The sequence below is a fragment of the Pseudomonas sp. Pseusp16 genome, from assembly GCF_047324915.1.
Classification (GTDB): Bacteria; Pseudomonadota; Gammaproteobacteria; order Pseudomonadales; family Pseudomonadaceae; genus Aquipseudomonas; species Aquipseudomonas fluorescens_CD.
Genome location: NZ_CP168522.1, coordinates 4192753 through 4219368, shown reverse-complemented (window position 1 = coordinate 4219368; position 26616 = coordinate 4192753). Strand labels below are relative to the sequence as shown.

28 protein-coding genes are annotated in these 26616 nt (G+C 60.3%); 17 read left to right on the top strand and 11 right to left on the bottom strand.

Annotation, left to right across the window (positions count from 1 at the left end; translation table 11 throughout):
- Positions 1-91: 91 nt before the first annotated feature.
- The 7 genes from mreC (at position 92) to tldD (ending at position 10219) form a co-directional block, all read left to right on the top strand.
- Entirely contained in the window at positions 92-1213 is a 1122-nt protein-coding gene (mreC, locus tag ACEN8Q_RS19260; RefSeq protein ID WP_413705508.1) for a rod shape-determining protein MreC, read from the top strand.
- On the top strand, positions 1213-1704 hold the full coding sequence (gene mreD, locus ACEN8Q_RS19255; RefSeq protein ID WP_413428594.1) for a rod shape-determining protein MreD: 492 nt from the start codon (positions 1213-1215) through the stop codon (positions 1702-1704). Before mreC ends, mreD begins: the two co-directional genes overlap by 1 nt.
- Positions 1705-1736: 32 nt before the next feature.
- Positions 1737-2345, top strand: a complete 609-nt coding sequence (locus tag ACEN8Q_RS19250) for a Maf family protein (protein WP_413703585.1) — start codon at positions 1737-1739, stop codon at positions 2343-2345.
- Between the two features lie 45 nt (positions 2346-2390).
- Positions 2391-3848, top strand: coding sequence for a ribonuclease G (rng, locus tag ACEN8Q_RS19245; protein ID WP_007970246.1), 1458 nt, complete (start codon positions 2391-2393; stop codon positions 3846-3848).
- Between the two features lie 75 nt (positions 3849-3923).
- Positions 3924-7727 (top strand): YhdP family protein, encoded by a 3804-nt coding sequence (locus tag ACEN8Q_RS19240; RefSeq protein WP_413703584.1) that lies wholly within the window; start codon positions 3924-3926, stop codon positions 7725-7727.
- Positions 7728-7909: 182 nt separating this feature from the next.
- Positions 7910-8764: a carbon-nitrogen hydrolase family protein gene (locus ACEN8Q_RS19235; RefSeq protein WP_413703583.1), complete on the top strand. Its 855-nt coding sequence runs from the start codon at positions 7910-7912 to the stop codon at positions 8762-8764.
- A 12-nt stretch (positions 8765-8776) separates the two neighbouring features.
- The gene (gene tldD, locus ACEN8Q_RS19230) at positions 8777-10219 is read left to right on the top strand and encodes a metalloprotease TldD (protein ID WP_111280901.1); all 1443 of its coding nucleotides are present in this window, start codon (positions 8777-8779) and stop codon (positions 10217-10219) included.
- Positions 10220-10279: 60 nt separating this feature from the next.
- Here tldD and yjgA read toward each other — a convergent pair whose 3' ends face one another.
- Positions 10280-10804, bottom strand: coding sequence for a ribosome biogenesis factor YjgA (gene yjgA / locus ACEN8Q_RS19225; RefSeq protein WP_008018722.1), 525 nt, complete (start codon positions 10802-10804; stop codon positions 10280-10282).
- Positions 10805-10912: 108 nt separating this feature from the next.
- On the opposite strand from yjgA, the gene pmbA reads away from it, so the two are divergent.
- Positions 10913-12259 (top strand): metalloprotease PmbA, encoded by a 1347-nt coding sequence (gene pmbA / locus ACEN8Q_RS19220; RefSeq protein WP_413703582.1) that lies wholly within the window; start codon positions 10913-10915, stop codon positions 12257-12259.
- Positions 12260-12406: 147 nt separating this feature from the next.
- Here pmbA and ACEN8Q_RS19215 read toward each other — a convergent pair whose 3' ends face one another.
- From ACEN8Q_RS19215 to ACEN8Q_RS19170, 10 genes are all read right to left on the bottom strand, one after another.
- The gene (locus tag ACEN8Q_RS19215) at positions 12407-12682 is read right to left on the bottom strand and encodes an HPr family phosphocarrier protein (protein ID WP_413421119.1); all 276 of its coding nucleotides are present in this window, start codon (positions 12680-12682) and stop codon (positions 12407-12409) included.
- A gap of 15 nt (positions 12683-12697) precedes the next feature.
- On the bottom strand, positions 12698-13555 hold the full coding sequence (gene rapZ / locus ACEN8Q_RS19210) for an RNase adapter RapZ (protein WP_413421117.1): 858 nt from the start codon (positions 13553-13555) through the stop codon (positions 12698-12700).
- A 2-nt stretch (positions 13556-13557) separates the two neighbouring features.
- The gene (gene ptsN, locus ACEN8Q_RS19205) at positions 13558-14022 is read right to left on the bottom strand and encodes a PTS IIA-like nitrogen regulatory protein PtsN (protein ID WP_008018718.1); all 465 of its coding nucleotides are present in this window, start codon (positions 14020-14022) and stop codon (positions 13558-13560) included.
- Positions 14023-14034: 12 nt separating this feature from the next.
- A complete protein-coding gene (gene hpf / locus ACEN8Q_RS19200) occupies positions 14035-14343 on the bottom strand; it encodes a ribosome hibernation-promoting factor, HPF/YfiA family (RefSeq protein ID WP_008018717.1) in 309 nt (102 codons plus the stop codon).
- A gap of 74 nt (positions 14344-14417) precedes the next feature.
- Positions 14418-15911 (bottom strand): RNA polymerase factor sigma-54, encoded by a 1494-nt coding sequence (locus tag ACEN8Q_RS19195; protein WP_413421114.1) that lies wholly within the window; start codon positions 15909-15911, stop codon positions 14418-14420.
- 184 nt (positions 15912-16095) lie between these two features.
- Positions 16096-16821: an LPS export ABC transporter ATP-binding protein gene (gene lptB, locus ACEN8Q_RS19190; RefSeq protein ID WP_007986698.1), complete on the bottom strand. Its 726-nt coding sequence runs from the start codon at positions 16819-16821 to the stop codon at positions 16096-16098.
- A complete protein-coding gene (lptA, locus tag ACEN8Q_RS19185; protein WP_413421112.1) occupies positions 16821-17366 on the bottom strand; it encodes a lipopolysaccharide transport periplasmic protein LptA in 546 nt (181 codons plus the stop codon). The genes lptB and lptA overlap by 1 nt, the downstream gene beginning before the upstream one ends.
- Complete coding sequence (lptC, locus tag ACEN8Q_RS19180) at positions 17353-17925, bottom strand: LPS export ABC transporter periplasmic protein LptC (RefSeq protein ID WP_413421110.1); 573 nt, start codon at positions 17923-17925, stop codon at positions 17353-17355. Before lptC ends, lptA begins: the two co-directional genes overlap by 14 nt.
- Positions 17926-17932: 7 nt before the next feature.
- Entirely contained in the window at positions 17933-18457 is a 525-nt protein-coding gene (locus ACEN8Q_RS19175) for a KdsC family phosphatase (RefSeq protein WP_413421108.1), read from the bottom strand.
- Complete coding sequence (locus ACEN8Q_RS19170) at positions 18457-19431, bottom strand: KpsF/GutQ family sugar-phosphate isomerase (protein WP_413421106.1); 975 nt, start codon at positions 19429-19431, stop codon at positions 18457-18459. The genes ACEN8Q_RS19175 and ACEN8Q_RS19170 overlap by 1 nt, the downstream gene beginning before the upstream one ends.
- Positions 19432-19707: 276 nt before the next feature.
- On the opposite strand from ACEN8Q_RS19170, the gene ACEN8Q_RS19165 reads away from it, so the two are divergent.
- The 9 genes from ACEN8Q_RS19165 to hisD all read left to right on the top strand — a co-directional run bounded on the left by ACEN8Q_RS19165 (position 19708) and on the right by hisD (position 26614).
- Positions 19708-20517, top strand: coding sequence for an ATP-binding cassette domain-containing protein (locus ACEN8Q_RS19165; protein ID WP_008018709.1), 810 nt, complete (start codon positions 19708-19710; stop codon positions 20515-20517).
- Positions 20517-21314, top strand: coding sequence for a lipid asymmetry maintenance ABC transporter permease subunit MlaE (gene mlaE, locus ACEN8Q_RS19160; protein ID WP_008018708.1), 798 nt, complete (start codon positions 20517-20519; stop codon positions 21312-21314). Before ACEN8Q_RS19165 ends, mlaE begins: the two co-directional genes overlap by 1 nt.
- Positions 21314-21781 carry an outer membrane lipid asymmetry maintenance protein MlaD gene (gene mlaD / locus ACEN8Q_RS19155; RefSeq protein WP_007970271.1) on the top strand — a complete coding sequence of 156 codons (468 nt, stop codon included), beginning with the start codon at positions 21314-21316 and terminating at the stop codon, positions 21779-21781. The genes mlaE and mlaD overlap by 1 nt, the downstream gene beginning before the upstream one ends.
- Positions 21782-21792: 11 nt before the next feature.
- Positions 21793-22446, top strand: a complete 654-nt coding sequence (locus tag ACEN8Q_RS19150; protein ID WP_413421103.1) for a phospholipid-binding protein MlaC — start codon at positions 21793-21795, stop codon at positions 22444-22446.
- Entirely contained in the window at positions 22443-22748 is a 306-nt protein-coding gene (locus ACEN8Q_RS19145) for a lipid asymmetry maintenance protein MlaB (protein WP_413421101.1), read from the top strand. The genes ACEN8Q_RS19150 and ACEN8Q_RS19145 overlap by 4 nt, the downstream gene beginning before the upstream one ends.
- A gap of 114 nt (positions 22749-22862) precedes the next feature.
- Positions 22863-23102, top strand: coding sequence for a BolA family protein (locus ACEN8Q_RS19140; protein ID WP_020796650.1), 240 nt, complete (start codon positions 22863-22865; stop codon positions 23100-23102).
- A gap of 22 nt (positions 23103-23124) precedes the next feature.
- Entirely contained in the window at positions 23125-24390 is a 1266-nt protein-coding gene (murA, locus tag ACEN8Q_RS19135; protein WP_413421098.1) for a UDP-N-acetylglucosamine 1-carboxyvinyltransferase, read from the top strand.
- A 125-nt stretch (positions 24391-24515) separates the two neighbouring features.
- Positions 24516-25151 carry an ATP phosphoribosyltransferase gene (hisG, locus tag ACEN8Q_RS19130; protein WP_007970278.1) on the top strand — a complete coding sequence of 212 codons (636 nt, stop codon included), beginning with the start codon at positions 24516-24518 and terminating at the stop codon, positions 25149-25151.
- A 125-nt stretch (positions 25152-25276) separates the two neighbouring features.
- The gene (hisD, locus tag ACEN8Q_RS19125) at positions 25277-26614 is read left to right on the top strand and encodes a histidinol dehydrogenase (protein WP_413703581.1); all 1338 of its coding nucleotides are present in this window, start codon (positions 25277-25279) and stop codon (positions 26612-26614) included.
- Positions 26615-26616: the final 2 nt, after the last annotated feature.

Here is a 26616-nt window from a genome sequence, read left to right as displayed (position 1 = left end):
TGCCTGTTCGCGTTTATCTTCTGTCAGTCTGCATCCAGGCCGGATTGCCGCCGTATGAATAAACAGAACATTTGCCTGGGAGGAGCGGCTTATTAAACCGCTTTTCACCAAGGGCCCTTCACTGGGCGTGCGCCTGTTGGTGCTGGTCGTGCTATCGGTCGCGCTGATGGTGGTCGACGCCCGTTTCAGTCTGCTCAAGCCTGCACGCAGCCAGATGTCGCTGGTGCTGATGGACGCCTACTGGATCACCGACCTGCCCGGACGACTGTGGGAAGGCGTTGCCAGTCAGTTTGGCAGCCGGACCGAACTCGTCGCCGAAAACGAAAAACTCAAGACTGAAAACCTGCTGTTGCAGGGGCGCATGCAGAAACTTGCCGCCCTGACCGAGCAGAACGTTCGGCTGCGCGAGTTGCTCAACTCTTCGGCACTGGTCAACGAGAAAGTCGAAGTGGCCGAGTTGATCGGCATGGACCCCAACCCCTTCACCCATCGCATCATCATCAATAAAGGCGAGCGCGACGGCGTGGTCCTCGGTCAGCCGGTACTCGATGCCCGTGGCCTGATGGGCCAGGTGGTCGAGTTGATGCCCTACACCTCTCGCGTCCTGCTATTGACCGATACCACCCATAGCATTCCGGTGCAGGTGAACCGTAACGGTTTGCGGGCGATTGCAAGCGGCACCGGCAACCCGGAGCGTCTCGAGTTGCGTCATGTGGCCGATACCGCCGACATCAAGGAAGGCGACTTGCTCGTCAGCTCCGGCCTCGGGCAACGTTTTCCGGCCGGTTACCCGGTGGCGACGGTCAAGGAAGTGATTCACGATTCCGGCCAGCCGTTTGCCATTGTCCGCGCCATTCCGACCGCCGCCTTGAACCGCAGCCGTTACCTGCTGCTGGTGTTCAGTGACAATCGTACTGCCGAAGAGCGCGCCAACGACGCCGCCCAGGCCCAGGAAAACCTGGACGCACAGGGCGGTGGTCCGATCATTCCGGCGACAGTTCCGAAACTGGTCAACCCTGCAGCTCCCGCTGCGCCGGCCGCCGCACCGGCGACTCCTGCCACGGCGGCGCCTGCGGCCACTGCGCCAGCCAAGCCAGCCACCACGCCAGCCAAGCCTGCGGCCACGCATCCTGCGGCGACTAAACCCGCTGCCGCGAAGCCTGCCGCCAAACCGCCAGTCGCCGCGCCGGCCACTCCAGTGGGGAGAGAATAATGGGCGGTGTAAAAGCATCCCGAAACGGCTGGATAGTCTGGCTGACGTTCGCCGTCGGGCTGCTGCTGAGCGTTTCGCCCCTGCCGCAATTCATGGAAATCCTGCGCCCGCTGTGGCTGGCCTTGCTGCTGGCATTCTGGGCGTTGAACATGCCGCAGACAGTCGGGATGGTAACGGCGTTTTGCCTGGGACTGGCTGAAGACGTGCTCTACGGCACCTTGTTGGGCCAGAACGCATTGATCCTGACGCTCATCACCTACCTCGTACTGGCGCTGCAACAACGCCTGCGGATGTTCCCGATGTGGCAGCAGAGCCTGGTGATCCTGGTGATCTTCGGCCTCGCCCAACTTGTACAGCTATGGCTCAGTGCCTTGACCGGCAATCGTCAGCCGACGCTGGCGCTGGTGCTGCCGGCACTGGTCAGTGCATTGCTCTGGCCCTGGATCAGTTTCGGTTTGCGCGGATTGCGTCGACGCTACAAAATCAATTGATTCGGTCTGGCATTAGACAGGGAGAGGTCTTGATGAAACGGTTGTACCTCGCCTCTGGTTCGCCGCGTCGACGTGAACTGCTCACGCAGATCGGCGTTCCATTCTCCGCCGTCAGTGCGGACATCGATGAAACCCCTTTACCACAAGAATCCCCTTCGGCCTACGTCGAGCGCCTGGCGCGCGGCAAAGCCGAAGCAGGGCGCAGCGCTGTCGTGTCCGATGGCCCGTTCTGTGTGCTCGGAGCCGATACCGCCGTGGTGCTCGACGGAAAGATTCTCGGCAAACCGGTTGATCAAGCGGATGCGTGCACCACGTTGATGATGTTGTCAGGGTGTGAGCATGAGGTCCTGACCGCGATTGCCGTGCTCGATGGCGAACGTTGCGAGTCCCGGGTTGTCACCAGTCGGGTGCGCTTTCGTGATATCAGTCGTGAAGAAGCCGCCGCCTATTGGGCCAGCAGCGAACCAAGGGACAAGGCGGGCGGTTATGGTATTCAAGGACTGGGTGCGGTGTTTGTCGCCGGGCTCAATGGAAGTTATTCAGCGGTGGTCGGACTACCGCTTTGCGAAACCGCGGAACTGCTCGGCCATTTCGGCATACCCTGTTGGCAAGCCCGGAACGCAGACCAAGCAACGTTCTGAACAGATGCGGCCATTATCGTGAACATGCCTGAACGAGACCCTGCCATGAGTGAAGAGATCCTGATCAACATCACGCCGATGGAGTCGCGCGTGGCGGTGGTCGAAAACGGTGTCCTGCAAGAGGTCCACGTCGAGCGTACGCAAAAGCGCGGGATCGTCGGCAACATCTATAAAGGCAAAGTCGTGCGGGTATTGCCGGGGATGCAGGCGGCATTCGTCGATATCGGCCTCGATCGTGCCGCGTTCATTCATGCGTCGGAAATTTCCCTGCGCGAAGGCCCAGCGGTCGAGAGCATCAGTGCCCTGGTGCACGAAGGCCAGAGCCTGGTGGTGCAAGTGACCAAGGACCCGATCGGTTCCAAGGGCGCACGCCTGACCACTCAGTTGTCGATCCCTTCGCGTTACCTGGTGTACATGCCACGCACCGCACATGTCGGCATTTCCCTGAAGATCGAAGACGAAGCCGAGCGCGAACGCCTCAAGCAAGTGGTCACTGATTGCGTGGCCAAGGAAGGTATCAAGGAGGCCGGCGGTTTCATCCTGCGCACGGCAGCCGAAGGCGCAGGCGCCGATGAAATCCTCATGGACATCCGCTACCTGCGCAGGCTCTGGGATCAGATCAGCGCCCAGATCAAGACCATCAGTGCGCCCAGCGTTATCTACGAAGACCTCGGATTGGCGCTGCGCACCCTGCGTGATCTGGTGAGCCCGAAAATCGAGAAGATCCGCATCGACTCCCGGGAAACCTTCCAGAAAACCACGCAATTCGTCGCCGAATTGATGCCCGAGATTGCCGACCGTCTGGAGCATTACCCGGGCGAGCGGCCGATTTTCGACCTGTATGGCGTCGAAGACGAAATCCAGAAGGCGCTCGAGCGCAAGGTCCCGCTCAAGTCCGGCGGTTATCTGGTGGTCGATCCGGCGGAAGCCATGAGCACCATCGACGTCAACACCGGGGCGTTCGTCGGCCATCGCAACCTCGAAGAAACCATCTTCAAGACCAACCTCGAAGCCGCGACGGCCATCGCCCGTCAATTGCGCCTGCGTAACCTCGGCGGAATCATCATCATCGACTTCATCGACATGGAAGATGAAGAACACCAGCGCCAGGTGTTGCGCACGCTCGAAAAGCAATTGGAACGCGATCACGCCAAGACCAACATCATCGGTATCACCGAACTGGGCCTGGTGCAGATGACCCGCAAGCGGACCCGCGAAAGCCTTGAGCAAGTGTTGTGCGAGCCGTGCAACGCCTGTCAGGGACGCGGCAAGCTCAAGACCCCGGAAACCGTTTGCTACGAAATCTTCCGCGAAATCCTGCGTGAGGCTCGCGCCTATCAGGCGGAAGGCTATCGTGTATTGGCGAACCAGAAAGTGGTGGACCGCCTGCTCGACGAAGAGTCGGGCAACGTCGCCGAGCTGGAAGGGTTTATCGGGCGCACCATCCGCTTCCAGGTCGAAACCATGTATTCCCAGGAACAATACGACGTGGTGCTGCTCTGAAGCGTATCGTTTTGATTGTTCAAGAATGGCTGGCCTCAGCTTTTTGCAAATTTTTTGCCATGGGGGCCATCTGACATGGACCGTCTGACACGCATTTTGGCCGCACTGACCCGCTGGGGTCTGGGCCTGTGCGCGTTGGTTTTGGTGTTGATGGCGCTCTACGTCAGCCTTGGCCGGGAGCTGACGCCGTTAGTCGCCGAGTACCGTGCCGACATCGAAAGCAAAGCCAGCGATACCTTGGGCATGCCATTGCAGATCGGCGAGCTCGAAGGCAGCTGGAGTGGATTCGCTCCCATATTGATGGCGCACGATGTGACGGTCGGCGAGGGCGCCAATGCCTTGCACCTGGATCAGGTGCGTGCGGTGCCGGACCTTTGGGCCAGCCTGCTGGCCCGTCAGGTACGCATCGCTCATCTGGAACTCAGCGGCCTGAAGATCAGCGTCAAGGAGGGCAACGACGGTCAATGGGCGCTGGAAGGATTGCCGGTGCAGCAGGACCAGCCAACTGATCCGGAACAACTGCTCGATCGCATGCAGATGATCCAGCAACTGTCGGTGCTGGACAGCCAGGTAACGTTGCAGCCATTTGCCCAGTCGCCGCTGACTCTGACTTACGTCGGCGTGAATCTGAAAACAGGTGCTACCCGGCAGCGACTCGACGCCCGCCTGACCCTGCCCGACGGCCAGCCGGTGGCCATGAGTCTGCGCACCCGCATTCGTGCCAGCCAATGGAAGGACGGTGAAGCCGAGGCCTACCTGAGCCTGCCGCAAAGCGACTGGTCGAAGTGGTTGCCCGAGCGAGTGACCCAGGAGTGGAGTTTTTCCGAGATCAAGGCCGGTGGCGAGCTTTGGCTGACCTGGGGCAAAGGCACCCTGCAAAGCGCAGCAGTGCGCTTGAACGCGCCACAACTCAAGGGCGCCTACGCCGAGCGCAAGCCGATCCAGATCAATAACCTGGCGCTCAATGGTTACTTCCAGCGCAGCGCCGAAGGCGTGTCAGTGACTCTGGATTCCCTGGCGATGAACCTCGGCGAGACCCGCTGGGAAACGCATTTGCAGCTCAAGCAAAGCGCCGCCACTAATACAACCGAAGAGCTCTGGCACCTGCAAGCCGACCGGGTCGATCTCACTCCGCTTACGCCGTTGCTCAACGCCCTGGCGCCGTTGCCGGAAGGTTTTGCCAAGGTCGTCGAGCGGCTGAAAGTCACGGGTGGATTGCGTAACGTGCTGGTCGACTTGCGCCCGAATGCCACCGACGACAGCAAGTTCGGGTTTGCCGCCAACCTCGACCAGGTAGGCTTCGATGCCTATCACGGTGCGCCGGCGGCCCGAAATGTCAGCGGCAGCATCAGCGGTGACCTGGGACACGGCGAACTGCGCATGGACAGCAAGGATTTCATGCTGCACCTGGACCCGATTTTCGCCAAGCCTTGGCAGTACATTCAGGCCAATGCGCGGCTGACCTGGAAACTCGATAAAGAAGGTTTCACCCTGATCGCGCCGTACCTGAAAGTGCTGGGCGAGGAGGGCAAGATCGCTGGCGACTTCCTGATTCGCCTGCATTTCGATCACACCCAGGAAGATTACATGGACCTGCGGGTCGGCCTGGTGGACGGTGACGGTCGCTACACCGCCAAGTACTTGCCGGCGGTTCTCAGCCCGGCGCTGGATGAATGGCTGCGCACCGCGATTCTCAAAGGCGCGGTGGATCAAGGCTTCTTCCAGTATCAAGGCTCGCTCAGTCACGGTGCCGCAGACGTGGATCGCAGCATCAGCCTGTACTTCAAGGTTCACGATGCCGAACTGGCCTTCCAGCCGGGCTGGCCCCATGTCGGCAAGGTCAGCGGCGACGTGTTCGTCGAAGACAGCGGTGTGCGGATTCTGGCCAGCAAGGGCCAATTGCTCGACACCCAGGTCAACGATGTTTACGTCAACATTCCCCATGTGCCTGCCGGGCAGAACGTTCATCTGTTCCTCGAAGGCGGATTTGCCGGCGGTTTGGGCGATGGCCTGAAAATACTCCAGGAAGCGCCGATCGGCACCGGGGCAACCTTTGCCGGCTGGGAAGGCGAGGGAGACCTGCAAGGCAAGTTGAACCTGGACATTCCACTGGCAAAAGGCGAGGAGCCGAAGATCCTCGTCGATTTCAAGACCGCCAAGGCACGTTTGAAACTGGCCGAGCCTGTACTGGAACTGACCCAGCTCAAAGGTGACTTCCGTTTCGACAGTGCCAAAGGCCTGAGCGGGCAGAACATCAGCGCAAGGGCATTCGACAAGCCGGTTACCGCACAGATTTTTGCTGATGGCAGCCCGGGTAAACTCAATACCCGGGTGACCGCGTCGGGCCAGGTCGAGGTCAAGAAACTGACCGATTGGCTGAAGGTGGCCCAGCCTCTGCCGGCGAGTGGCGTGATCCCTTATCAACTGCAACTGACCTTGAACGGCGCCGACAGCCAGTTGCTGGTCAATTCCAGCCTCAAGGGCGTGGCTGTCGACTTGCCTGCGCCGTTCGGCATCACCGCCGATACCGGGCGCGACACGAAGTTCCGTATGACCTTGCAGGGCGACGAACGGCGCTATTGGGTCAACTACGGGGATCTGGCGAGCTTCACGTTCGCGGCCCCGGCCAGCAATTTCGCTGACGGTCGCGGGGAATTGTCCCTCGGTGGCGGCGAGGCGGTATTGCCTGACACCAAAGGCCTGCGGGTACGAGGCGTGCTGTCGGAGCTGGACGTTGGCCCGTGGAAGGACCTGGTGGATAAATACGCCGGACAGGACCCTGGCGGCAGCGCCAGGCAATTGCTCAGCGGTGCGGACTTCAAGGTGGGCAAGCTCAGCGGTATCGGCACCACGCTCGATCAGGCCTCGATCCAGCTGACGCGCAAGGCTTCCGCCTGGGCGCTGCAACTCGACAGCCAGCAGATCAAGGGCAACGCCAACCTGCCCGATACGAACGCGGTGCCGATCACGATCAATCTGCAAACCGTGCGCCTGCCCGCACCGGACCCGGCCGTGCTGGCCGATGAAAACTCACCGGATCCGCTGGCGTCGGTAGACCCGACGAAAATCCCCGCGATGGACATCACCATCAATCAGTTATTCCAGGGCCAGGATCTGGTGGGCGGCTGGTCGCTGAAAATTCGCCCGACGGCCAACGGCATCGTGTTCAACTCGCTGGACCTGGGCCTCAAGGGCATTCTGTTGGTGGGCAGCGGTGGCTGGGAAGGCGTGCCCGGCGCCAGCTCAAGCTGGTACAAGGGACGCATCAGCGGCAAGAACCTCGCCGATGTGCTGAAGAACTGGGGGTATGCACCGAGCGTCACCAGCAAGGACTTTTATATGGATGTCGATGGCCGCTGGCCCGGATCGCCGGCCTGGGTAGCGACCAAGCGTTTCTCCGGTTCGCTCGATGCGACGCTCAATCAGGGCCAGTTCGTCGAGGTTGAAGGCAGTGCCCAGGCGCTGCGGGTATTTGGTTTACTCAACTTCAACTCCATCGGCCGGCGCCTGCGCCTGGACTTCTCCGACCTGTTCGGCAAAGGCCTGAGTTATGACCGGGTCAAGGGGCTGCTGGTTGGGACGAACGGAGTGTATGTCACCCGTGAGCCGATCCGGCTGACGGGGCCGTCCAGCACGATCGAACTCGACGGCACCCTGAACATGGTGGCCGATCAGATCGATGCGAAACTGTTGGTGACCTTGCCGGTGACCAATAACCTGCCGATCGCCGCACTGATCGTCGGTGCACCGGCGGTCGGTGGGGCGCTGTTCCTGATCGACAAGCTGATCGGTGACCGGGTCGCCCGTTTCGCCAGTGTGAAATACACCGTCAACGGGCCGTGGAAAGAACCGAAAATCACCTTCGACAAGCCTTTTTGAAAAGCCATCCTTCGGGCCTATGGAGTAGCATGACCATTGCGGCTCGCCCCTTGTAGGAGCGAGCTCGCTCGCGATGGACGTGAACGATGACGTGGGCCGCCTGAAAACACGCGTCGCATTCAAACTCATCGCGAGCAAGCTCGCTCCTACAGGACTGTGTTGATTTCAATAAGGAAAAGGTCATGTCTGTCGCGGTGATTCAAATGGTCAGCCAGAGCGATGTGCTGGCCAATCTGGCCCAGGCCCGTCGGCTACTTGAACAAGCGGCTGCTGGCGGTGCGAAACTGGCAGTATTGCCGGAAAACTTCGCCGCCATGGGCCGGCGCGACATTGCCGACATCGGGCGCGCCGAAGCACTGGGCGAAGGCCCGATCCTGCCCTGGTTGAAACAGACCGCACGCGACCTCAAGTTATGGATAGTGGCCGGCACATTGCCGTTGCCGCCGGTGGATCAACCGACGGCCAAAGTGCATGCCTGTTCGTTGCTGGTCGACGACCAGGGCGAAACGGTGGCGCGCTACGACAAGCTGCACCTGTTCGACGTCGATGTGGCGGACAATCGTGGCCGTTATCGTGAATCCGATGACTATGCTTATGGCAACGGGGTGGTCGTGGCGGACACACCGGTCGGCCGGGTCGGACTGACGGTTTGTTATGACTTGCGCTTCCCGGAGCTCTACAGCGAATTGCGTGCTGCCGGAGCGGAATTGATTACCGCGCCGTCGGCCTTTACCGCCGTGACCGGCGCTGCGCACTGGGACGTGCTGATTCGCGCGCGAGCCATCGAAACCCAGTGTTATGTGCTCGCGGCAGCCCAAGGTGGGACGCATCCGGGGCCGCGGGAAACCTGGGGGCATGCGGCAATAATCGACCCATGGGGTCGTGTGCTGGCACAACAGGATCAAGGCGAGGCCGTGCTGCTGGCCGAACGCGACAGTAGCGAACAGGCGTCCATCCGGGCGCGGATGCCGGTGTCCAGTCACCGGCGCTTTTTCTCGCAGGGCGCCCAGCGACCTGCATCAGAACGACGAATTTAAGGCGTAAAGCATATGAGCGAGTTGTTGTCCTCAGTCAGTGAACACCTGTTGGCGCCCGGTGGCGTCACGATCGAGAGCCTGCAAGGCGTGCTTGGCGATCTGGCCGGGCCGGGCATCGATGCGGCCGACCTGTATTTCCAGGGACAGATCTCCGAGTCCTGGGCGCTGGAAGACGGCATCGTCAAGGAGGGCAGCTTCAACCTTGACCAAGGTGTGGGCGTGCGCGCGCAATCGGGTGAAAAAACCGGTTTTGCCTACAGCAATGCCATCACTCTTGAAGCCCTGGGCGCTGCGGCGCGTGCCGCCCGTTCGATTTCCCGGGCCGGGCAACACGGCACGGTACAGGCATTCACCAGCCAGGACGTCGCGCAGTTGTATGCGCCGGACAATCCCCTGGAAGTGCTGACCCGTGCCGAGAAAGTCGATTTGCTCAAGCGAGTCGACGCCGCGACCCGCGCCCTCGACCCACGCATCCAGCAAGTCACCGTGAGCATGGCCGGTGTCTGGGAGCGGATTCTGGTGGCTTCCACCGACGGCGGTCTGGCGGCGGATGTGCGGCCGTTGGTGCGTTTCAATGTCAGCGTGATCGTCGAGCAGAACGGTCGCCGCGAGCGCGGCGGTCATGGCGGTGGCGGTCGGACCGATTACCGTTATTTCCTCGGCGAAGACCGCGCCATGGGCTATGCCCGTGAAGCGTTGCGCCAGGCGCTGGTCAACCTTGAAGCCATTCCGGCACCGGCCGGAACCTTGCCGGTGGTGCTCGGTTCCGGCTGGTCGGGTGTGCTGCTGCATGAAGCCGTCGGTCATGGCCTGGAGGGCGACTTCAACCGCAAGGGCAGCTCGGCTTATAGCGGGCGCATGGGCGAGATGGTTGCGTCGAAGCTGTGCACCATTGTCGATGACGGCACCCTGGCCGGTCGTCGCGGCTCGTTGAGCGTCGATGACGAGGGCACGCCGACCGAATGCACCACGCTGATCGAAAACGGCGTACTCAAGGGCTACATGCAGGACAAGCTCAATGCCCGCCTGATGGGTGTGGCTCGCACCGGTAACGGCCGTCGCGAATCCTACGCGCACCTGCCGATGCCGCGCATGACCAATACCTACATGCTCGCCGGTGAAAGCGACCCGGAGGAAATCATCGCCTCGGTGAAACGCGGCATCTACTGCGCCAACCTGGGTGGCGGTCAGGTGGACATCACCAGCGGCAAGTTCGTGTTTTCCACCAGCGAGGCGTACCTGATCGAGGACGGCAAGATCACTGCACCGGTCAAAGGTGCGACGTTGATCGGCAACGGGCCGGAAGCCATGAGCAAGGTGTCGATGGTCGGTAATGATCTGGCGCTGGACAGCGGCGTGGGCACGTGCGGCAAGGATGGGCAGTCGGTGCCGGTGGGTGTCGGCCAGCCAACGCTGAAGATTGATGCGATCACCGTGGGTGGCACGGGCGCGTAAGCGGTTTTTGAAACAGTGAAGCTTCGGGTGAGTTGCAGGGCAACTCACCCGATCAGGGATTCAACGCAGACCGCGTTGAGTCTCGTCCAGCTCACGGATGTACTTGAAGATTTTACGGCTGGAAGCAGGAGGCTTGTTTTGCGCAACCTCATGCTGGGCCTGACGGATCATGGAACGCAGTTGCTGGCGATCGGCGTCAGGGTAGTCGACGACGAACTTTTCCAGAACGGCATCGTCACCGGCAATCAGGCGATCTCGCCAGCGCTCCAGGTTATGGAAACGCTCGTTGTACTGGCGAGTGGAGGCATCGAGTTGATCGAGCAAGACCAGAATGGCGTCAGTGTCCTGATCGCGCATCAGCTTGCCGATGAACTGAAGGTGCCGTTTACGCGCGATGTTCGCGGTGTGCTTGGGTGCATCGGCCAAGGCCCGGCGCAAGGCGTCGGTCAAGGGCAGCTTTGCAACCAAGTCAGGCTTGAGTGTTGTAAGGCGCTCGCCAAGGTCAACCAGAGCATGCAGCTCGCGTTTGACCTGGGATTTGCTTTTTTCTCCCGTATCGAGGGAGTCGTCGTAAGAATCAACCATGGTGGCAGTCCGCTAAGAAACGCCGCCATGATAACCAGTCGGGGGCCGCTTGTCCGGCCCGGTCGCTCGATGACCGTTACCGAAAGCAGAATTTGAGTGGAGAACAGCATGAGTGCAGTTGAAAGCGTCGGCCCACAAGCGTTGCCGGCACTGCAGGAACAAGTCGAGCAGATCATCGCTGAAGCCCGGCGCCAGGGGGCCAGTGCCTGTGAAGTGGCGGTGTCGCTTGAGCAGGGTTTGTCGACTACGGTGCGCCAGCGTGAAGTCGAAACGGTCGAATTCAACCGCGATCAGGGATTTGGCATCACCTTGTATGTCGGCCAGCGCAAAGGCTCGGCCAGCACTTCGGCCAGCGGTCCGGAAGCGATTCGCGAAACGGTTGCCGCTGCACTGGCCATCGCCAAACACACTTCGGAAGACGAAGCCTCGGGCCTTGCGGATGCCGCGCTGATGGCGCGGGATATTCAGGATTTCGACTTGTTCCACCAATGGGACATTACTCCGGAACAAGCCATCGAACAGGCCCTGGCCTGCGAAGCCGCGGCGTATGCCGCCGACAGCCGGATCAAGAACGCCGACGGCACCACCCTCAGCACCCATCAGGGCTGCCGCGTCTACGGCAACAGCCATGGGTTTATCGGCGGTTACGCGTCCACTCGCCACAGCCTGAGCTGCGTGATGATCGCTGAAGCCGACGGCCAGATGCAGCGTGATTACTGGTACGACGTGAACCGACAGGGCAATTTGCTCGCCGACCCGGTCAGCATCGGCCAGCGCGCTGCGCAACGGGCGGCGAGCCGTCTGGGCGCGCGTCCGGTGCCGACTTGCGAGGTGCCGGTGCTGTTTTCCGCAGAATTGGCCGGGGGGCTGTTCGGCAGTTTCCTGTCGGCGATTTCCGGCGGCAGCCTGTATCGCAAGTCTTCGTTCCTCGAGGGCACTCTCGGTCAGAAGCTGTTTCCGGAGTGGCTGACCATCGACGAGCGTCCGCACCTGATGCGGGCATTGGGTAGTGCTGCGTTCGATGGCGATGGCCTGGCAACCTACGCCAAGCCGTTCGTCGAAAAAGGCGAATTGGTGTCCTACATCCTCGGCACCTACTCCGGCCGCAAGCTCGGCATGCCGAGTACGGCCAACGCTGGCGGCGTGCACAACCTGTTCGTCACCCACGGCGATGAAGACCAGGCGGCCTTGCTGCGGCGTATGGGGCGCGGGCTGTTGGTCACTGAGTTGATGGGCCAGGGGCTGAACATGGTCACCGGTGATTATTCCCGGGGCGCGGCGGGTTACTGGGTCGAGAACGGCGAAATCCAGTTCGCGGTCCAGGAAGTGACCATCGCCGGCAACATGCGCGACATGTTCAAACAGATCGTCGCGATCGGTAATGATCTCGAACTTCGCAGCAACATCCGCACCGGTTCGGTGCTGATCGAGCGGATGACGGTGGCGGGCAGCTAACCCTTCCTGTGACACAAAAAGGCGCGCCACCCAATGGGTGGCGCGCCTTTTTATGGTTCTTTGCGGAGTTTCGGGAAACACAGAAACAAAAACGCCGTTTTGCTTGATGATGGTGATGGATACGGCGCTCGCCACAAAGCCGCGCGTTTACTCGCCTTCGTCGAAGTAATTGTTGATCAAGGCCACCAGCGCATCCATCGCTTCCTGTTCCTGCTCGCCTTCCGTGCTCAGATGGATTTTGGTGCCCTTGCCGGCGGCGAGCATCATCATGGCCATGATGCTTTTTCCATCGACGGTGGATTCTGGCGTGCGTCCCACGCGGATCGTGCAACCCGTGAATTGGCCGGCGACACCAACGAATTTTGCAGAAGCGCGGGCATGCAGGCCCAGCTTGTTGATGATTTCGATTTCCAGAGCAGGCATCGCGATGTGAGTCCTTTAGCTGAGGTCGCGGTGGCGAACCTGGACGTTCTTCAGGGATTTTTGCAGCGTCTGCCCCAGACGCTCGGTCAGGTAGACGGAGCGGTGATGTCCGCCCGTGCAGCCAATGGCAATGGTGACGTAGGCGCGGTTGCTGGCGGCAAAACGAGGCAGCCACTTTAGCAGGTATGTGGAAATGTCCTGGAACATCTCTTCGACATCCGGCTGTGCCGCCAGATATTCGGCAACCGGTTGATCGAGCCCGGACTGCTCGCGCAATTCCGGTTTCCAGTAAGGGTTTGGCAGGCAACGCACATCGAACACCAGGTCGGCGTCCACTGGCATGCCGCGTTTGAACCCGAAGGATTCCACCAGGAACGCAGTGCCGGGTTCCGGTTGATTCAACAGGCGCAGTTTGATGGCATCGCGCAGTTGATACAGGTTCAGGCTGGTAGTGTTGATCTTGAGATCGGCGAGGTCGGCAATCGGCCCGAGCAGGACGCTCTCGACGCTGATGGCTTCGGCCAGCGAGCGGTTGGCGTTGGTCAGGGGGTGACGCCGGCGGGTTTCCGAGAAGCGCTTGAGCAGTGTTTCTTCGTCGGCGTCCAGGTACAGGACATCGCACTGGATGTGGCGGCTGCGGACTTCTTCGAGCAGGTCGGGGAAGCGTGACAGGTGGCTGGGCAGGTTGCGGGCGTCAATGGAAACGGCGACCAGCGGCTGCACCAGTTCAGTATGAATCAGCGCTCGTTCGGCCAGTTCCGGCAGCAGGCCGGCAGGCAAATTGTCGATGCAGTAGTACCCGTTGTCCTCAAGGACGTCGAGGGCGGTGCTTTTACCTGAGCCGGAGCGGCCACTGACGATGATCAAGCGCATGATTACTGACCGTTTTGCTCGTCCAGGACAACCTGATACAGGGCTTCATTGCTCGGAGCGCTGCGCAGTTTGTCGCGCACGTCCTTGCGATCGAGCATGCTGGCGATCTGCCGAAGCAGTTCAAGGTGCGCATCGGTGGCGGCTTCCGGGACCAGCAATACGAACAGCAGGTCAACCGGCGCACCATCGATGGCGTCGAAATCGATAGGGGCGTCAAGGTGCATCAATGCACTGATGGGCGATACACAGCCCTTGAGACGGCAATGTGGAATGGCGATGCCGTTGCCAAAACCGGTGGAGCCGAGTTTTTCACGGGCAATCAGCGCCTCGAAGACATCTTGCATCTCCAGACCCGGCACTTCGCGGGCGATCAGATTGGCAATTTGTTCGAGGGCTTTCTTTTTACTGCCACCCGGCACGTTCACCAGGGAACGGCCGGGGGTCAGGATACTTTCAAGTCGGATCATGGGTTGGGAGTGTTAGCGACCGGTTGCGCCCTGAAGGAGGCTCTGGGTCTTTTCCTTATGCTTTTTGAGTTGTTTATCCAGCTTGTCGGTGAGTGCATCGATCGCGGCGTACATATCGGTATGTTCCGCGTTCGCGACCACTTCATTCCCGGGAATATGCAATGTGGCTTCGATTTTCTGCTTCAACTTTTCGACGGTCATCGTGACCTGCACGTTAGTGATCTTGTCGAAGTGTCGCTCCAGTCGTTCGAGTTTTTCGCCGATGTAGGAGCGGAGAGGTTCGGTCACTTCCAGTTGGTGTCCACTGATGTTGACTTGCATACAGCTTCTCCTTCGTTGCCAGTGCATAAAGCGGTAGACCAGATGATCTACCACTGGAACGCTGTGGCGTGGCCCTACATCAACCGCTTGCGTTCGCTCGAAGGCGCGATCCCGAGGGATTCGCGATACTTGGCGACGGTGCGGCGGGCCACCTGAATGCCTTGTGCCTCCAGTAAACCAGCGATCTTGCTGTCACTCAACGGCTTTTTCTGATTTTCCGCGGCAACCAGTTTTTTGATGATCGCCCGGATCGCCGTGGACGAGCATTCGCCGCCTTCGGAGGTGCTTACGTGACTTGAGAAAAAGTATTTCAGTTCATATATGCCCCGGGGGGTATGCATGAACTTCTGGGTGGTCACCCGTGAAATCGTCGACTCATGCATGCCGACCGCTTCGGCGATGTCGTGCAGGACCAGCGGCTTCATGGCTTCGTCGCCATATTCGAGGAACCCGCGCTGATGCTCGACGATCTGGGTGGCTACTTTCATCAGGGTTTCATTGCGGCTTTGCAGGCTCTTGATGAACCAGCGGGCCTCCTGCAACTGATTGCGCATGAACGTGTTATCGGCGCTGGTGTCAGCGCGGCGCACGAAACCGGCGTACTGGGCGTTGACCCGCAGCCGTGGCACCGACTCCTGATTCAGCTCCACCAGCCAGCGCTCGTTGTCCTTGCGCACGATAACGTCGGGAACGACGTACTCGGCTTCGGTGGACTCGATTTGCGAGCCCGGACGCGGGTTGAGGCTCTGGACCAGTTCGATGACCTGGCGCAGTTCATCTTCCTTGAGCTTCATGCGGCGCATCAACTGGCTGTAGTCGCGGCTGCCGAGCAGGTCGATGTAATCGCTGACCAGGCGCTTGGCCTCGGCCAGCCAAGGGGTCTTGGCTGGCAACTGGCGCAATTGCAGCAGCAGGCATTCGCCCAGGTTGCGGGCACCGATGCCGGCGGGCTCGAATTGCTGGATGCGGTGCAGGACGGCTTCGATTTCGTCCAGTTCGATGTCCAGCTCCGGATCGAAGGCTTCGAGGATTTCCTCGAGGGTTTCGTCCAGATAGCCCTGATTGTTGATGCAATCGATCAGGGTCACGGCGATCAGGCGATCGGTGTCGGACATCGGAGCCAGGTTCAGTTGCCACAGCAAGTGGCTTTGCAGGCTTTCGCCGGCCGAGGTGCGGGTGGTGAAGTCCCACTCGTCGTCATCGTTGCTGGGCAGGCTGCTGGCGCTGGTCTGGTAAACGTCTTCCCACGCGGTGTCGACGGGGAGATCGTTGGGGATGCGCTCGTTCCAGTCGCCTTCTTCGAGGTTATCAACCGTCGGGGCGCTTTCCTGGTAGGAGGGTTCCTGGATATCGGTGTTGGGCTTTTGTTCGGCGTTGTCGGCCAAGGGATCGGAATTGTCGAAGTCGTCGCCTTCTTCCTGGCGTTCGAGCATCGGATTGGACTCCAAGGCCTCCTGGATTTCCTGTTGCAGGTCCAGGGTCGACAATTGGAGCAGGCGGATGGCCTGTTGCAGCTGCGGTGTCATCGTCAGCTGCTGGCCCATTCTCAAGACTAGCGATGGTTTCATGGCAGGGGCTTAACACCTTATTCGCCGGCGCACATGCGCCATCCACTACAGGGCGCCGGAGCGCCAAACATAAGCAAATTATATGCCCGAAACTGCAGCGTTTGCCTAGAGCGCTGTAACAATAAAAAAGTGTTGATTTTTTATCGGGACAAGCGCTCGGACGACCTGCCAGATACCTCTGCCTTTACAGGCGGAACTCATGGCCCAGATACACTTCCTTGACCAGGTTGTTGGCCAGGATGGTCTCTGCGTCACCTTCGGCGATCAGTTGGCCGTCATTGACGATATAGGCGGTTTCACAGATATCCAGGGTTTCACGAACGTTGTGGTCCGTGATCAGTACGCCAATGCCCTTGGCCTTGAGGTGGTAGATGATCTGCTTGATGTCCCCGACCGAAATCGGGTCCACGCCGGCGAAGGGTTCGTCGAGGAGGATGAATTTCGGGTTGGTGGCCAGGGCGCGGGCGATTTCCACGCGACGGCGCTCACCACCGGACAGGCTCATGCCGAGGTTGTCGCGGATGTGGCTGATGTGGAATTCCTGTAGCAGGCTTTCCAGCTCCTTGCGACGGCCGGCCTTGTCGAGTTCCTTGCGGGTCTCGAGGATGGCCATGATGTTGTCGGCCACCGACAGTTTGCGAAAGATCGATGCTTCTTGCGGCAAGTAGCCAATACCGGCCTTTGCGCGGCCGTGCATGGGCTGGTGGCTGACATCGTGGTCGTCGATCAGGACGCGGCCCTGGTCGGCTTGCACCAGGCCGACGATCATGTAGAAACAGGTGGTCTTGCCGGCGCCGTTCGGACCAAGCAGGCCGACGATCTGGCCGCTGTCGATGGACAGGCTGACATCACGCACGACCTGGCGGCTCTTGTAGCTCTTGGCCAGATGCTGAGCTTTCAGAGTTGCCATTACTGGGTTTTCTCGTCGGTTTTCTTCTTCGGCTGGATCACCATGTCGATACGCGGACGTGCCTCGGTGACCTTGCTGCCCGTGGCGCGACCGGCGCTGGCGAGCTTCTTGACCGTGTCGTAGACGATTTTTTCGCCTTGGGTGGTGTTGTTGTCCTTGTCGACAACTTTGGCCTTGTCGATCAGTACGACGCGGTTTTGTGCGGCGTGATACTGGATCGTCACGCCCCAGCCCTGAACGGGCTTGGTGTCGCCAGCTGTTTGCAATTGCTCGAAGTACGCCAGGTTGCCCACCGAGGTCACCACGTCGATGTCGCCAGTCGGGGTGCGGGTGATGGTCACGGTGTTGCCGGTCACCTTCATCGAGCCCTGGGTGATGATCACGTCACCCTTGTAGGTAGCAATACCTTGCTTGTCGTCCAGTTGGGCATCGTCGGCCTGAATGCGGATAGGCTGCTGTTGATCTTCCGGCAGAGCCCAGGCGCTCACGCTTCCCAGTGCTGCGCCCAGACTGAGCAAAATCGGGAGGGTTTTAACGAGCCTCATACTGTCCTCTTACGTTCGATAGCAGGTGTATCCTGCTTTCTTTCAAATACGCTTTCATTCCCTTGCCAGTCGATACACCGCCAGCGCCGTCGATTCTAACGTCTTGCTCGGTCTGCGCATATTGCTGCTGCGGGAACACCGTCATGCGGGTGCTGGTGATCAGGGTTTTACGGTTTTTCTCGTCGAAGCGCGTGATGCGCACGTCATCGATCAGTTCGACCTGTGTGCCGTCAGGGTTGACCTCGCCCTGCAGGCTCTGGACGTGCCATGGGAATTCAGTGCCGCGGAACACATTCAGGTCGGGGTTGGTCAGCAACGTCACCTCGGTCGCCTTCAGGTGCTCGACCTTGTCGGACACCAGATCATATTGCAGCCTGCCGTCGGGCAGGTACTGCACGCTGTGGGCGTTGATGGCGTAATAGTCGATCGCGCTTTCATCGACCGGCGTTACCGGCTTGTCGAGGAAGCGCTCCGGGCTGATGTTCCAGTAGCCAACCGCGGCGAATATCGCCGCGATGCAACTGAACAACAGGGTGTTGCGAAACTTTTTGCTCAGCATGGTGGGCTCACAGGTACGCGGCATTGGCCGCATCGAGGCGGTCCTGGGCGCGCAGGATCAATTCGCAGAATTCGCGAGCGGCACCTTCGCCGCCACGGGCGAGGGTGATGCCGTGAGCGTGTTCACGCACGAAGCTGGCGGCATTGGCCACCGCCATGCCCAGGCCGACGCGGCGAATCACCGGCAGGTCCGGCAGGTCGTCGCCGAGGTAGGCCACCTGTTCATAGCCCAGGTTCAGTTGGGCCAGTAGTTCGTCGAGTACCACCAGTTTGTCTTCGCGCCCCTGATAAAGATGCGGGATACCGAGGTTCTTCGCGCGTCGCTCGACCACCGGGGTTTTGCGACCACTGATGATGGCGGTTTGCACGCCGGCCGCCATCAGCATCTTGATACCCTGGCCATCGAGTGTATTGAACGTCTTGAATTCGCTGCCGTCTTCGAGGAAGTACAGGCGTCCATCGGTCAGCACGCCATCGACATCGAACACCGCCAGTTTGATCTGTTTGCCACGTTGCAGCAGGTCCGCACTCATTACATTACTCCCGCACGCAGCAAGTCGTGCATGTTCAGGGCGCCGACCGGGCGGTCTTCGCGGTCGACCACGACCAATGCGTTGATTTTATGGTCTTCCATGATTTTCAGTGCTTCGGCGGCGAGCATCTCGGCGCGCGCGGTCTTGCCATGGGCCGTCATGACCTGGTCGATGATGGCGCTGTGGATATCGATGCTGCGGTCCAGTGTGCGGCGCAAGTCACCGTCGGTGAAGATCCCGGCCAGTTTGCCGTCGGACTCCAGAATGACGGTCATCCCCAGGCCCTTGCGGGTCATTTCCATCAGGGCATCCTTGAGCAGGGTGCCGCGCTGGACCTGCGGCAGGTCCTGGCCGGCGTGCATGACATTTTCCACTTTCAGCAACAGGCGTCGGCCCAGGGCGCCGCCGGGATGGGAAAAGGCGAAGTCTTCGGCGGTAAAGCCGCGGGCTTCCAGCAGCGCGACTGCCAGGGCGTCGCCCATGACCAGGGCGGCGGTGGTCGACGAAGTGGGAGCCAGGTTCAACGGGCAGGCTTCGTGTTCGACGTGAACATTCAGGTTGACCTCGGCGGCCTTGGCCAGCGGCGAGTCAGGGTTGCCGGTCATGCTGATCAATTGAATGCCCAGGCGCTTGATCAGTGGCAGCAGGGTAACGATTTCATTGGTGGAGCCGGAGTTCGAGAGCGCCAGGATGATGTCGTCGCGGGTAATCATGCCCATGTCGCCGTGGCTGGCTTCAGCCGGGTGCACGAAAAATGCCGTGGTGCCGGTGCTGGCCAGGGTCGCGGCGATCTTGTTGCCGATGTGCCCCGACTTGCCCATGCCGACCACGACCACGCGGCCTTTGCTGGCCAGAATCATCTCGCAAGCGCGTACGAAATCTGCGTCGATATGGGGTAGCAGGCCTTGCACGGCTTCTACCTCGAGGCGGATGGTGCGTTGTGCTGATTGAATCAGGTCGCTGGATTGGCTCATGTCAGAAATCGTATAGCCTGATGAAAAGGCGGCGATTATAGCGGTTATGATCGAATCCCTCACGCATGTTCGTCGCGCATTGTTATTCCCGGTTACCGAAAACCTTCTAAACGGGGCTTTCAAGCGGCCATGCGGTTGAACTTGGCTCGGCTTTGGCCTTGGGCGCGTACCCTTTGCGGTGATATAGTTCGCCGCCAGTTCGGCCTGCCCGGGAGGTATGTGCTTTCCTCGGAAAGCCAGGCGTCCGAGTGAGAGGCTGCATCGCAAGGAGTTTAGATGAGTGCCGATAACGCCTACGCGGTCGAGCTGAAGGGACTGTCCTTCAAGCGCGGTGCGCGCAGCATTTTCAATAATGTCGATATCCGTATCCCACGCGGCAAGGTCACCGGAATCATGGGGCCTTCCGGGTGTGGCAAGACCACGCTTTTGCGCCTGATGGGCGCCCAACTGCGGCCCACCAAGGGCGAAGTCTGGGTCAACGGTCAGAATCTGCCCAAGCTGTCGCGCAGCGACCTGTTCGATGCGCGCAAGCATATGGGCGTGCTTTTTCAGAGCGGCGCACTGTTTACCGACCTCGATGTGTTCGAGAACGTCGCTTTTCCGTTGCGGGTTCATACGCAACTGCCGGATGAAATGATCCGCGACATCGTCCTGCTCAAACTGCAGGCCGTGGGCTTGCGCGGTGCCATCGATCTGATGCCCGACGAGCTTTCCGGCGGCATGAAGCGTCGTGTCGCGCTGGCCCGGGCAATTGCGCTCGACCCGCAGATCCTCATGTACGACGAGCCCTTTGTCGGCCAGGACCCTATCGCAATGGGCGTTCTGGTGCGCCTCATTCGTCTGCTCAACGATGCGCTGGGCATCACCAGCATCGTGGTATCCCACGACCTGGCCGAGACCGCGAGCATTGCCGATTACATTTATGTGGTGGGCGATGGTCAGGTGTTGGGGCAGGGGACACCGGACGAGTTGATGAACTCGGATGAACCGCGCATTCGTCAGTTCATGACCGGCGAACCCGACGGCCCGGTTCCGTACCACTTTCCAGCGACGGATTACCGCGCAGATCTTCTGGGGAAGCGCTGATGCGCAGAATTTCATTGATAGAGCGCGTTCGCCGCTTCGGCCAGGCCGGCATCGATGCGCTGGCGGTGTTCGGGCGTTCGAGCCTGTTCCTGTTCCATGCCTTGCTGGGCCGGGGCGGTATCGGCGGCGGCTTCGGGCTACTGGTCAAGCAATTGCATTCGGTGGGCGTGATGTCCCTGGTGATCATCGTGGTCTCCGGGGTGTTCATCGGCATGGTGCTGGCGCTGCAGGGCTTCAACATTCTTTCCAGCTATGGTTCAGAGCAGGCTGTCGGGCAGATGGTTGCCCTGACGCTGCTGCGTGAGCTGGGGCCGGTGGTGACTGCCTTGCTGTTCGCCGGGCGTGCCGGTTCGGCGTTGACCGCCGAAATCGGCAACATGAAGTCCACCGAGCAGCTGTCCAGCCTGGAAATGATCGGGGTTGACCCGCTCAAGTACATCATCGCGCCACGCTTGTGGGCCGGTTTCATTTCCCTGCCGGTGCTGGCGATGATTTTCAGCGTGGTGGGTATCTGGGGCGGCTCGTGGGTGGCTGTCGACTGGCTGGGGGTCTATGAAGGTTCCTACTGGTCGAACATGCAGAACAGCGTGACGTTCACCGACGATGTGCTCAACGGGATCATCAAAAGTATCGTCTTTGCCTTTGTTGTGACCTGGATCGCCGTATTCCAAGGCTATGACTGCGAACCCACTTCCGAGGGGATCAGTCGTGCCACTACCAAGACCGTTGTATATGCCTCGTTGGCAGTACTCGGCCTGGACTTTATTCTGACCGCCTTGATGTTTGGAGATTTCTGATGCAAAACCGCACCCTGGAAATCGGTGTCGGCCTTTTCTTGCTGGCTGGCATCCTGGCTTTGCTCTTGTTGGCGTTGCGGGTCAGCGGCCTGTCCCCGACTCCGAGCACCGACACGTATAAACTTTACGCCTACTTCGACAATATCGCCGGTTTGACTGTCAGAGCAAAGGTGACCATGGCCGGTGTGACCATCGGCAAGGTCACCGCTATCGATCTGGATCGCGACAGTTTCACCGGTCGGGTGACCATGCAGCTGGAAAAACGCATCGATAATCTTCCGGCGGACTCTACTGCATCTATCCTGACTGCTGGCCTGTTGGGCGAGAAGTACATCGGTATCAGCGTGGGCGGGGAAGACACCCTGCTCAAGGATGGTGGAACCATCCATGACACGCAGTCATCGCTGGTGCTCGAAGATCTGATCGGTAAATTCCTGCTCAATACCGTTAGCAAAGAAGCTAAATGAGGAACTGTTAAATGATCTCTATCTTGCGACGTGGCCTGTTGGTAATGCTCGCGGTGTTTCCGTTGGTGTCCCATGCCGTAGCGGCGCCTTCGGCGCACGAACTGGTGCAGGACACAACCAACCGTATGCTCGCGGATCTGGCGGCAAACAAAGAGAAGTACAAGAAGGACCCGCAGGACTTCTATACGGCGCTGGACAACATCGTCGGGCCGGTTGTGGATGCCGAGGGTATTTCCAAGAGCATCATGACGGTCAAATACTCGAAGAAAGCTACGCCTGCGCAGATGAAGACCTTCGAAGAAAACTTCAAGAAGGGTCTGTTCCAGTTCTACGGCAACGCCTTGCTGGAGTACAACAACCAGGGGATCACCGTTGAACCGGCCAAAGACGAGTCGGGCGACCGTACCAGCGTTGGCATGACCGTCAAGGGCAGCAGCGGCGCGATCTATCCGGTGTCCTACACGCTGGAAAAGATCAACGGCGAGTGGAAGCTGCGTAACGTCATCATCAACGGCATCAACATCGGCAAGCTGTTCCGCGATCAGTTCGCCGATGCGATGCAGCGCAATGGCAACGACCTGGACAAGACCATCAATGGTTGGGCCGGGGAAGTCGCCAAGGCCAAGGAAGCCACCGACAAGAAACCAGAGCAGCCGGCCCAATGAATGAGTCGGCAGTCCGGATGGACGAAGCGGGCGAGCTGCGACTCAGTGGCGTGCTGGATTACCGCACCGGCCCTGGCCTGCGCGAGCAGGGCAAAGCGCTGATCAAGGCCAGCAAGGCCGCGGCGCTGGTAATCGATTGCTCGGCGGTGACCAAGTCCAGCAGTGTCGGTTTGTCGTTGCTGCTGTGCTTCATCCGCGATGCGCAGGCGGCCGGCAAGGCCCTGAGCATCCGCGGGATGCCGGAAGACATGCGTGAAATCGCTCAGGTCAGCGAGCTGACCGAGCTGTTTGCGCAACCCTGAACCGCATCTATAAAGAAGCCCTCCGTCCGAGTCCTGCTTGGCGGGGTTCGCAGGCGCGGGGCTTTTTTGTATGATGTCCGACCCGCGCGCACAGGGCGCCGATTGAGGTTGAGCATGCAGGCCAACGAAGTTAAGAGCTTTCTTGAAGGAAAGCTGCCCGGAACGAAAGTAGAAGTCGAGGGCGAAGGCTGCAATTTCCAGCTGAACGTGATTAGCGATGAACTGGCGGCGTTGAGCCCGGTGAAGCGTCAGCAGCAGGTCTATGCCCATTTGAACCCATGGATCACCGATGGCAGCATCCATGCGGTCACTATGAAATTTTTCAGCAGCGCGGCCTGGGCCGAGCGCACCTGAGCCCAAGGGCGTCGAGATTCTTATGGATAAACTGATTATTACCGGTGGCGCTCGTCTTGATGGCGAGATCCGCATTTCCGGGGCAAAGAACTCTGCCCTGCCGATCCTGGCTGCCACTTTGCTGTGCGATGGCCCGGTGACCGTGGCCAACCTGCCGCACCTGCACGACATCACCACCATGATCGAGCTGTTCGGTCGCATGGGCATTGAGCCGGTGATCGATGAGAAGCTCGCCGTCGAAATCGACCCGCGCACCATCAAGACTCTGGTCGCACCGTACGAGCTGGTTAAAACCATGCGTGCGTCGATTCTGGTGCTGGGCCCGATGGTTGCCCGTTTCGGTGAAGCCGAAGTCGCCTTGCCTGGCGGTTGCGCCATCGGTTCGCGTCCGGTTGACCTGCACATCCGTGGCCTGGAAGCCATGGGCGCGGTCATTGATGTCGAAGGCGGCTACATCAAGGCCAAGGCCCCTGAAGGCGGCCTGCGCGGTGCGCACTTCTTCTTCGATACCGTCAGCGTGACCGGTACCGAAAACATCATGATGGCCGCTGCCCTGGCCAAGGGCCGTAGCGTACTGGCAAACGCCGCACGCGAGCCCGAAGTGGTCGACCTGGCGAACTTCCTGAACGCCATGGGTGCCAAGGTTTCCGGCGCCGGTACCGATACCATCACCATCGATGGCGTCGAGCGTCTGCACACCACCACTTATAAAGTGATGCCCGACCGTATCGAAACCGGCACCTATCTGGTGGCGGCAGCCGTCACCGGTGGCCGCGTGAAGGTCAAGGACACGGATCCGACCATCCTTGAAGCCGTTCTGGAAAAACTCCGCGAGTCCGGTGCCGAAATCACCACCGGCGAAGACTGGATCGAGCTGAACATGCATGGCAAGCGGCCTAAAGCCGTGAACGTGCGGACCGCACCGTACCCGGCGTTCCCGACCGACATGCAGGCGCAGTTCATCTCCCTCAACGCCATTGCCGAAGGCACTGGCGCCGTGATCGAGACGATCTTCGAAAACCGTTTCATGCACGTCTACGAACTGCACCGCATGGGCGCCAAGATCCAGGTCGAGGGCAACACCGCGATCGTCACCGGCACCGAAAAGCTCAAGGGCGCGCCAGTCATGGCGACCGACCTGCGTGCTTCGGCCAGCCTGGTGATCTCGGCCCTGGTCGCCGAAGGCGACACGCTGATCGATCGCATCTACCACATAGATCGTGGCTACGAGTGCATCGAAGAAAAACTGCAGATGCTGGGCGCCAGGATCCGTCGCGTTCCGGGCTAGTTTCTGCTGCATGGGCACAGGGAGGTGCCCGTTGAATTGTTGTAGAGGTCGAGCCGGTTTCCGGCTCGATGCGTGTCCGGCGCCGATTGTGACCGGGCATAAGATTCCTGATTAAGGCGTTTCCCATGCTGACTATCGCACTGTCCAAGGGCCGCATCCTCGACGACACCCTGCCGCTTCTGGCTGAAGCGGGCATCGTGCCGACCGAGAATCCGGACAAGAGCCGCAAGCTGATCATCCCCACGACCCAGGACGATGTTCGTCTGCTGATCGTGCGTGCCACCGATGTGCCGACCTATGTCGAGCATGGTGCTGCCGACCTCGGTGTCGCCGGTAAAGATGTGCTGATGGAATACGGCGGCCAGGGCCTGTACGAGCCGCTGGACCTGCAGATTGCCCAGTGCAAGCTGATGACCGCCGGTAAAGTCGGCGCGGTCGAGCCCAAGGGCCGTCTGCGTATCGCCACCAAATTCGTCAACGTTGCCAAGCGCTACTATGCCGAACAGGGTCGTCAGGTCGACATCATCAAGCTCTACGGTTCGATGGAACTGGCGCCGCTGATCGGTCTGGCGGACAAGATCATCGACGTGGTCGACACCGGTAACACGCTGCGGGCCAACGGCCTGGAGCCACAGGATTTCATCGCGGCCATCAGCTCGCGGCTGATCGTCAACAAGGCATCGATGAAGATGCAGCACGCCCGTATCCAGGCGTTGATCGACACCCTGCGCAAGGCAGTGGAGTCTCGACACCGCGGCTGATTCACCTGCGCGACGTTGAGTCGCGCCCGTCTATCCGCCTCATAGCCAGAATTCTCAGGTGCCCAAGCGGATGGAGTGCTAGCTTCGGGCGCCTGAGTTTTTGCCATTCCTATGAGGCTCTCGCTATGACCGCACTGACTGCAATTCGCCGACTCAACGCTGCTGACCCGGATTTCGCGCATCATCTGGATCATCTGCTGAGCTGGGAAAGTGTGTCTGACGACTCGGTCAATCAGCGGGTGCTGGACATCATCAAGACCGTGCGTGAGCGTGGCGACGCGGCACTGGTGGACTACACCCGCCAGTTCGACGGCCTGGACGTTGCGTCCATGGCCGACCTGATCCTGCCGCGTGAGCGTCTGGAACTGGCACTCACCCGCATCTCCGTGACCCAGCGTGAAGCCCTGGAAGTCGCCGCGGCTCGTGTGCGCAGCTACCACGAAAAACAGAAGCAGGACTCCTGGAGCTATACCGAGGCCGACGGCACCGTGCTGGGCCAGAAGGTCACGCCGCTGGATCGCGTCGGTCTGTACGTACCGGGTGGCAAGGCGTCGTACCCGTCGTCGGTGCTGATGAACGCGATTCCGGCCAAGGTCGCCGGTGTCACCGAAGTGGTCATGGTCGTTCCGACCCCGCGCGGTGAAATCAATGAGCTTGTGCTGGCTGCGGCCTGCATCGCCGGTGTCGACCGCGTGTTCACCATCGGCGGCGCCCAGGCCGTCGCGGCCCTGGCGTACGGCACCGAAAGCGTGCCGAAAGTCGACAAGGTCGTCGGTCCGGGCAACATCTATGTGGCTACTGCCAAGCGCCACGTGTTTGGCCAGGTCGGGATCGACATGATCGCCGGTCCTTCCGAAATCCTCGTGGTGTGCGACGGCCAGACCGATCCGGACTGGATCGCCATGGACTTGTTCTCCCAGGCCGAGCACGACGAAGACGCCCAGGCCATTCTGGTCAGCCCCGACGCCGAGTTCCTCGACAAGGTCGCCGCCAGCATCGCTAGGTTGTTGCCGACCATGGAGCGTGCCGCGATCATCGAAACCTCGATCAATGGCCGTGGTGCCTTGATCAAGGTGCGTGACATGGAACAGGCCATTGAGGTCGCCAACCGCATCGCGCCGGAGCACCTCGAATTGTCCGTTGCCGATCCACAAGCCTGGCTGCCGCAGATCCGCCACGCCGGCGCTATCTTCATGGGCCGTCACACCTCCGAAGCCCTGGGTGATTACTGCGCCGGCCCGAACCACGTGTTGCCGACTTCCGGCACTGCACGGTTCTCTTCGCCGCTGGGTGTGTATGACTTCCAGAAACGCTCGTCGATCATCTTCTGCTCCGAGCAGGGCGCTTCCGAGTTGGGCAAAACCGCTTCCGTACTGGCCCGTGGTGAGTCGCTGAGCGCCCACGCGCGTAGCGCCGAATACCGCATCGTCGACGAAGACTTTCCACAAGGGCAGGGGAACTGAGC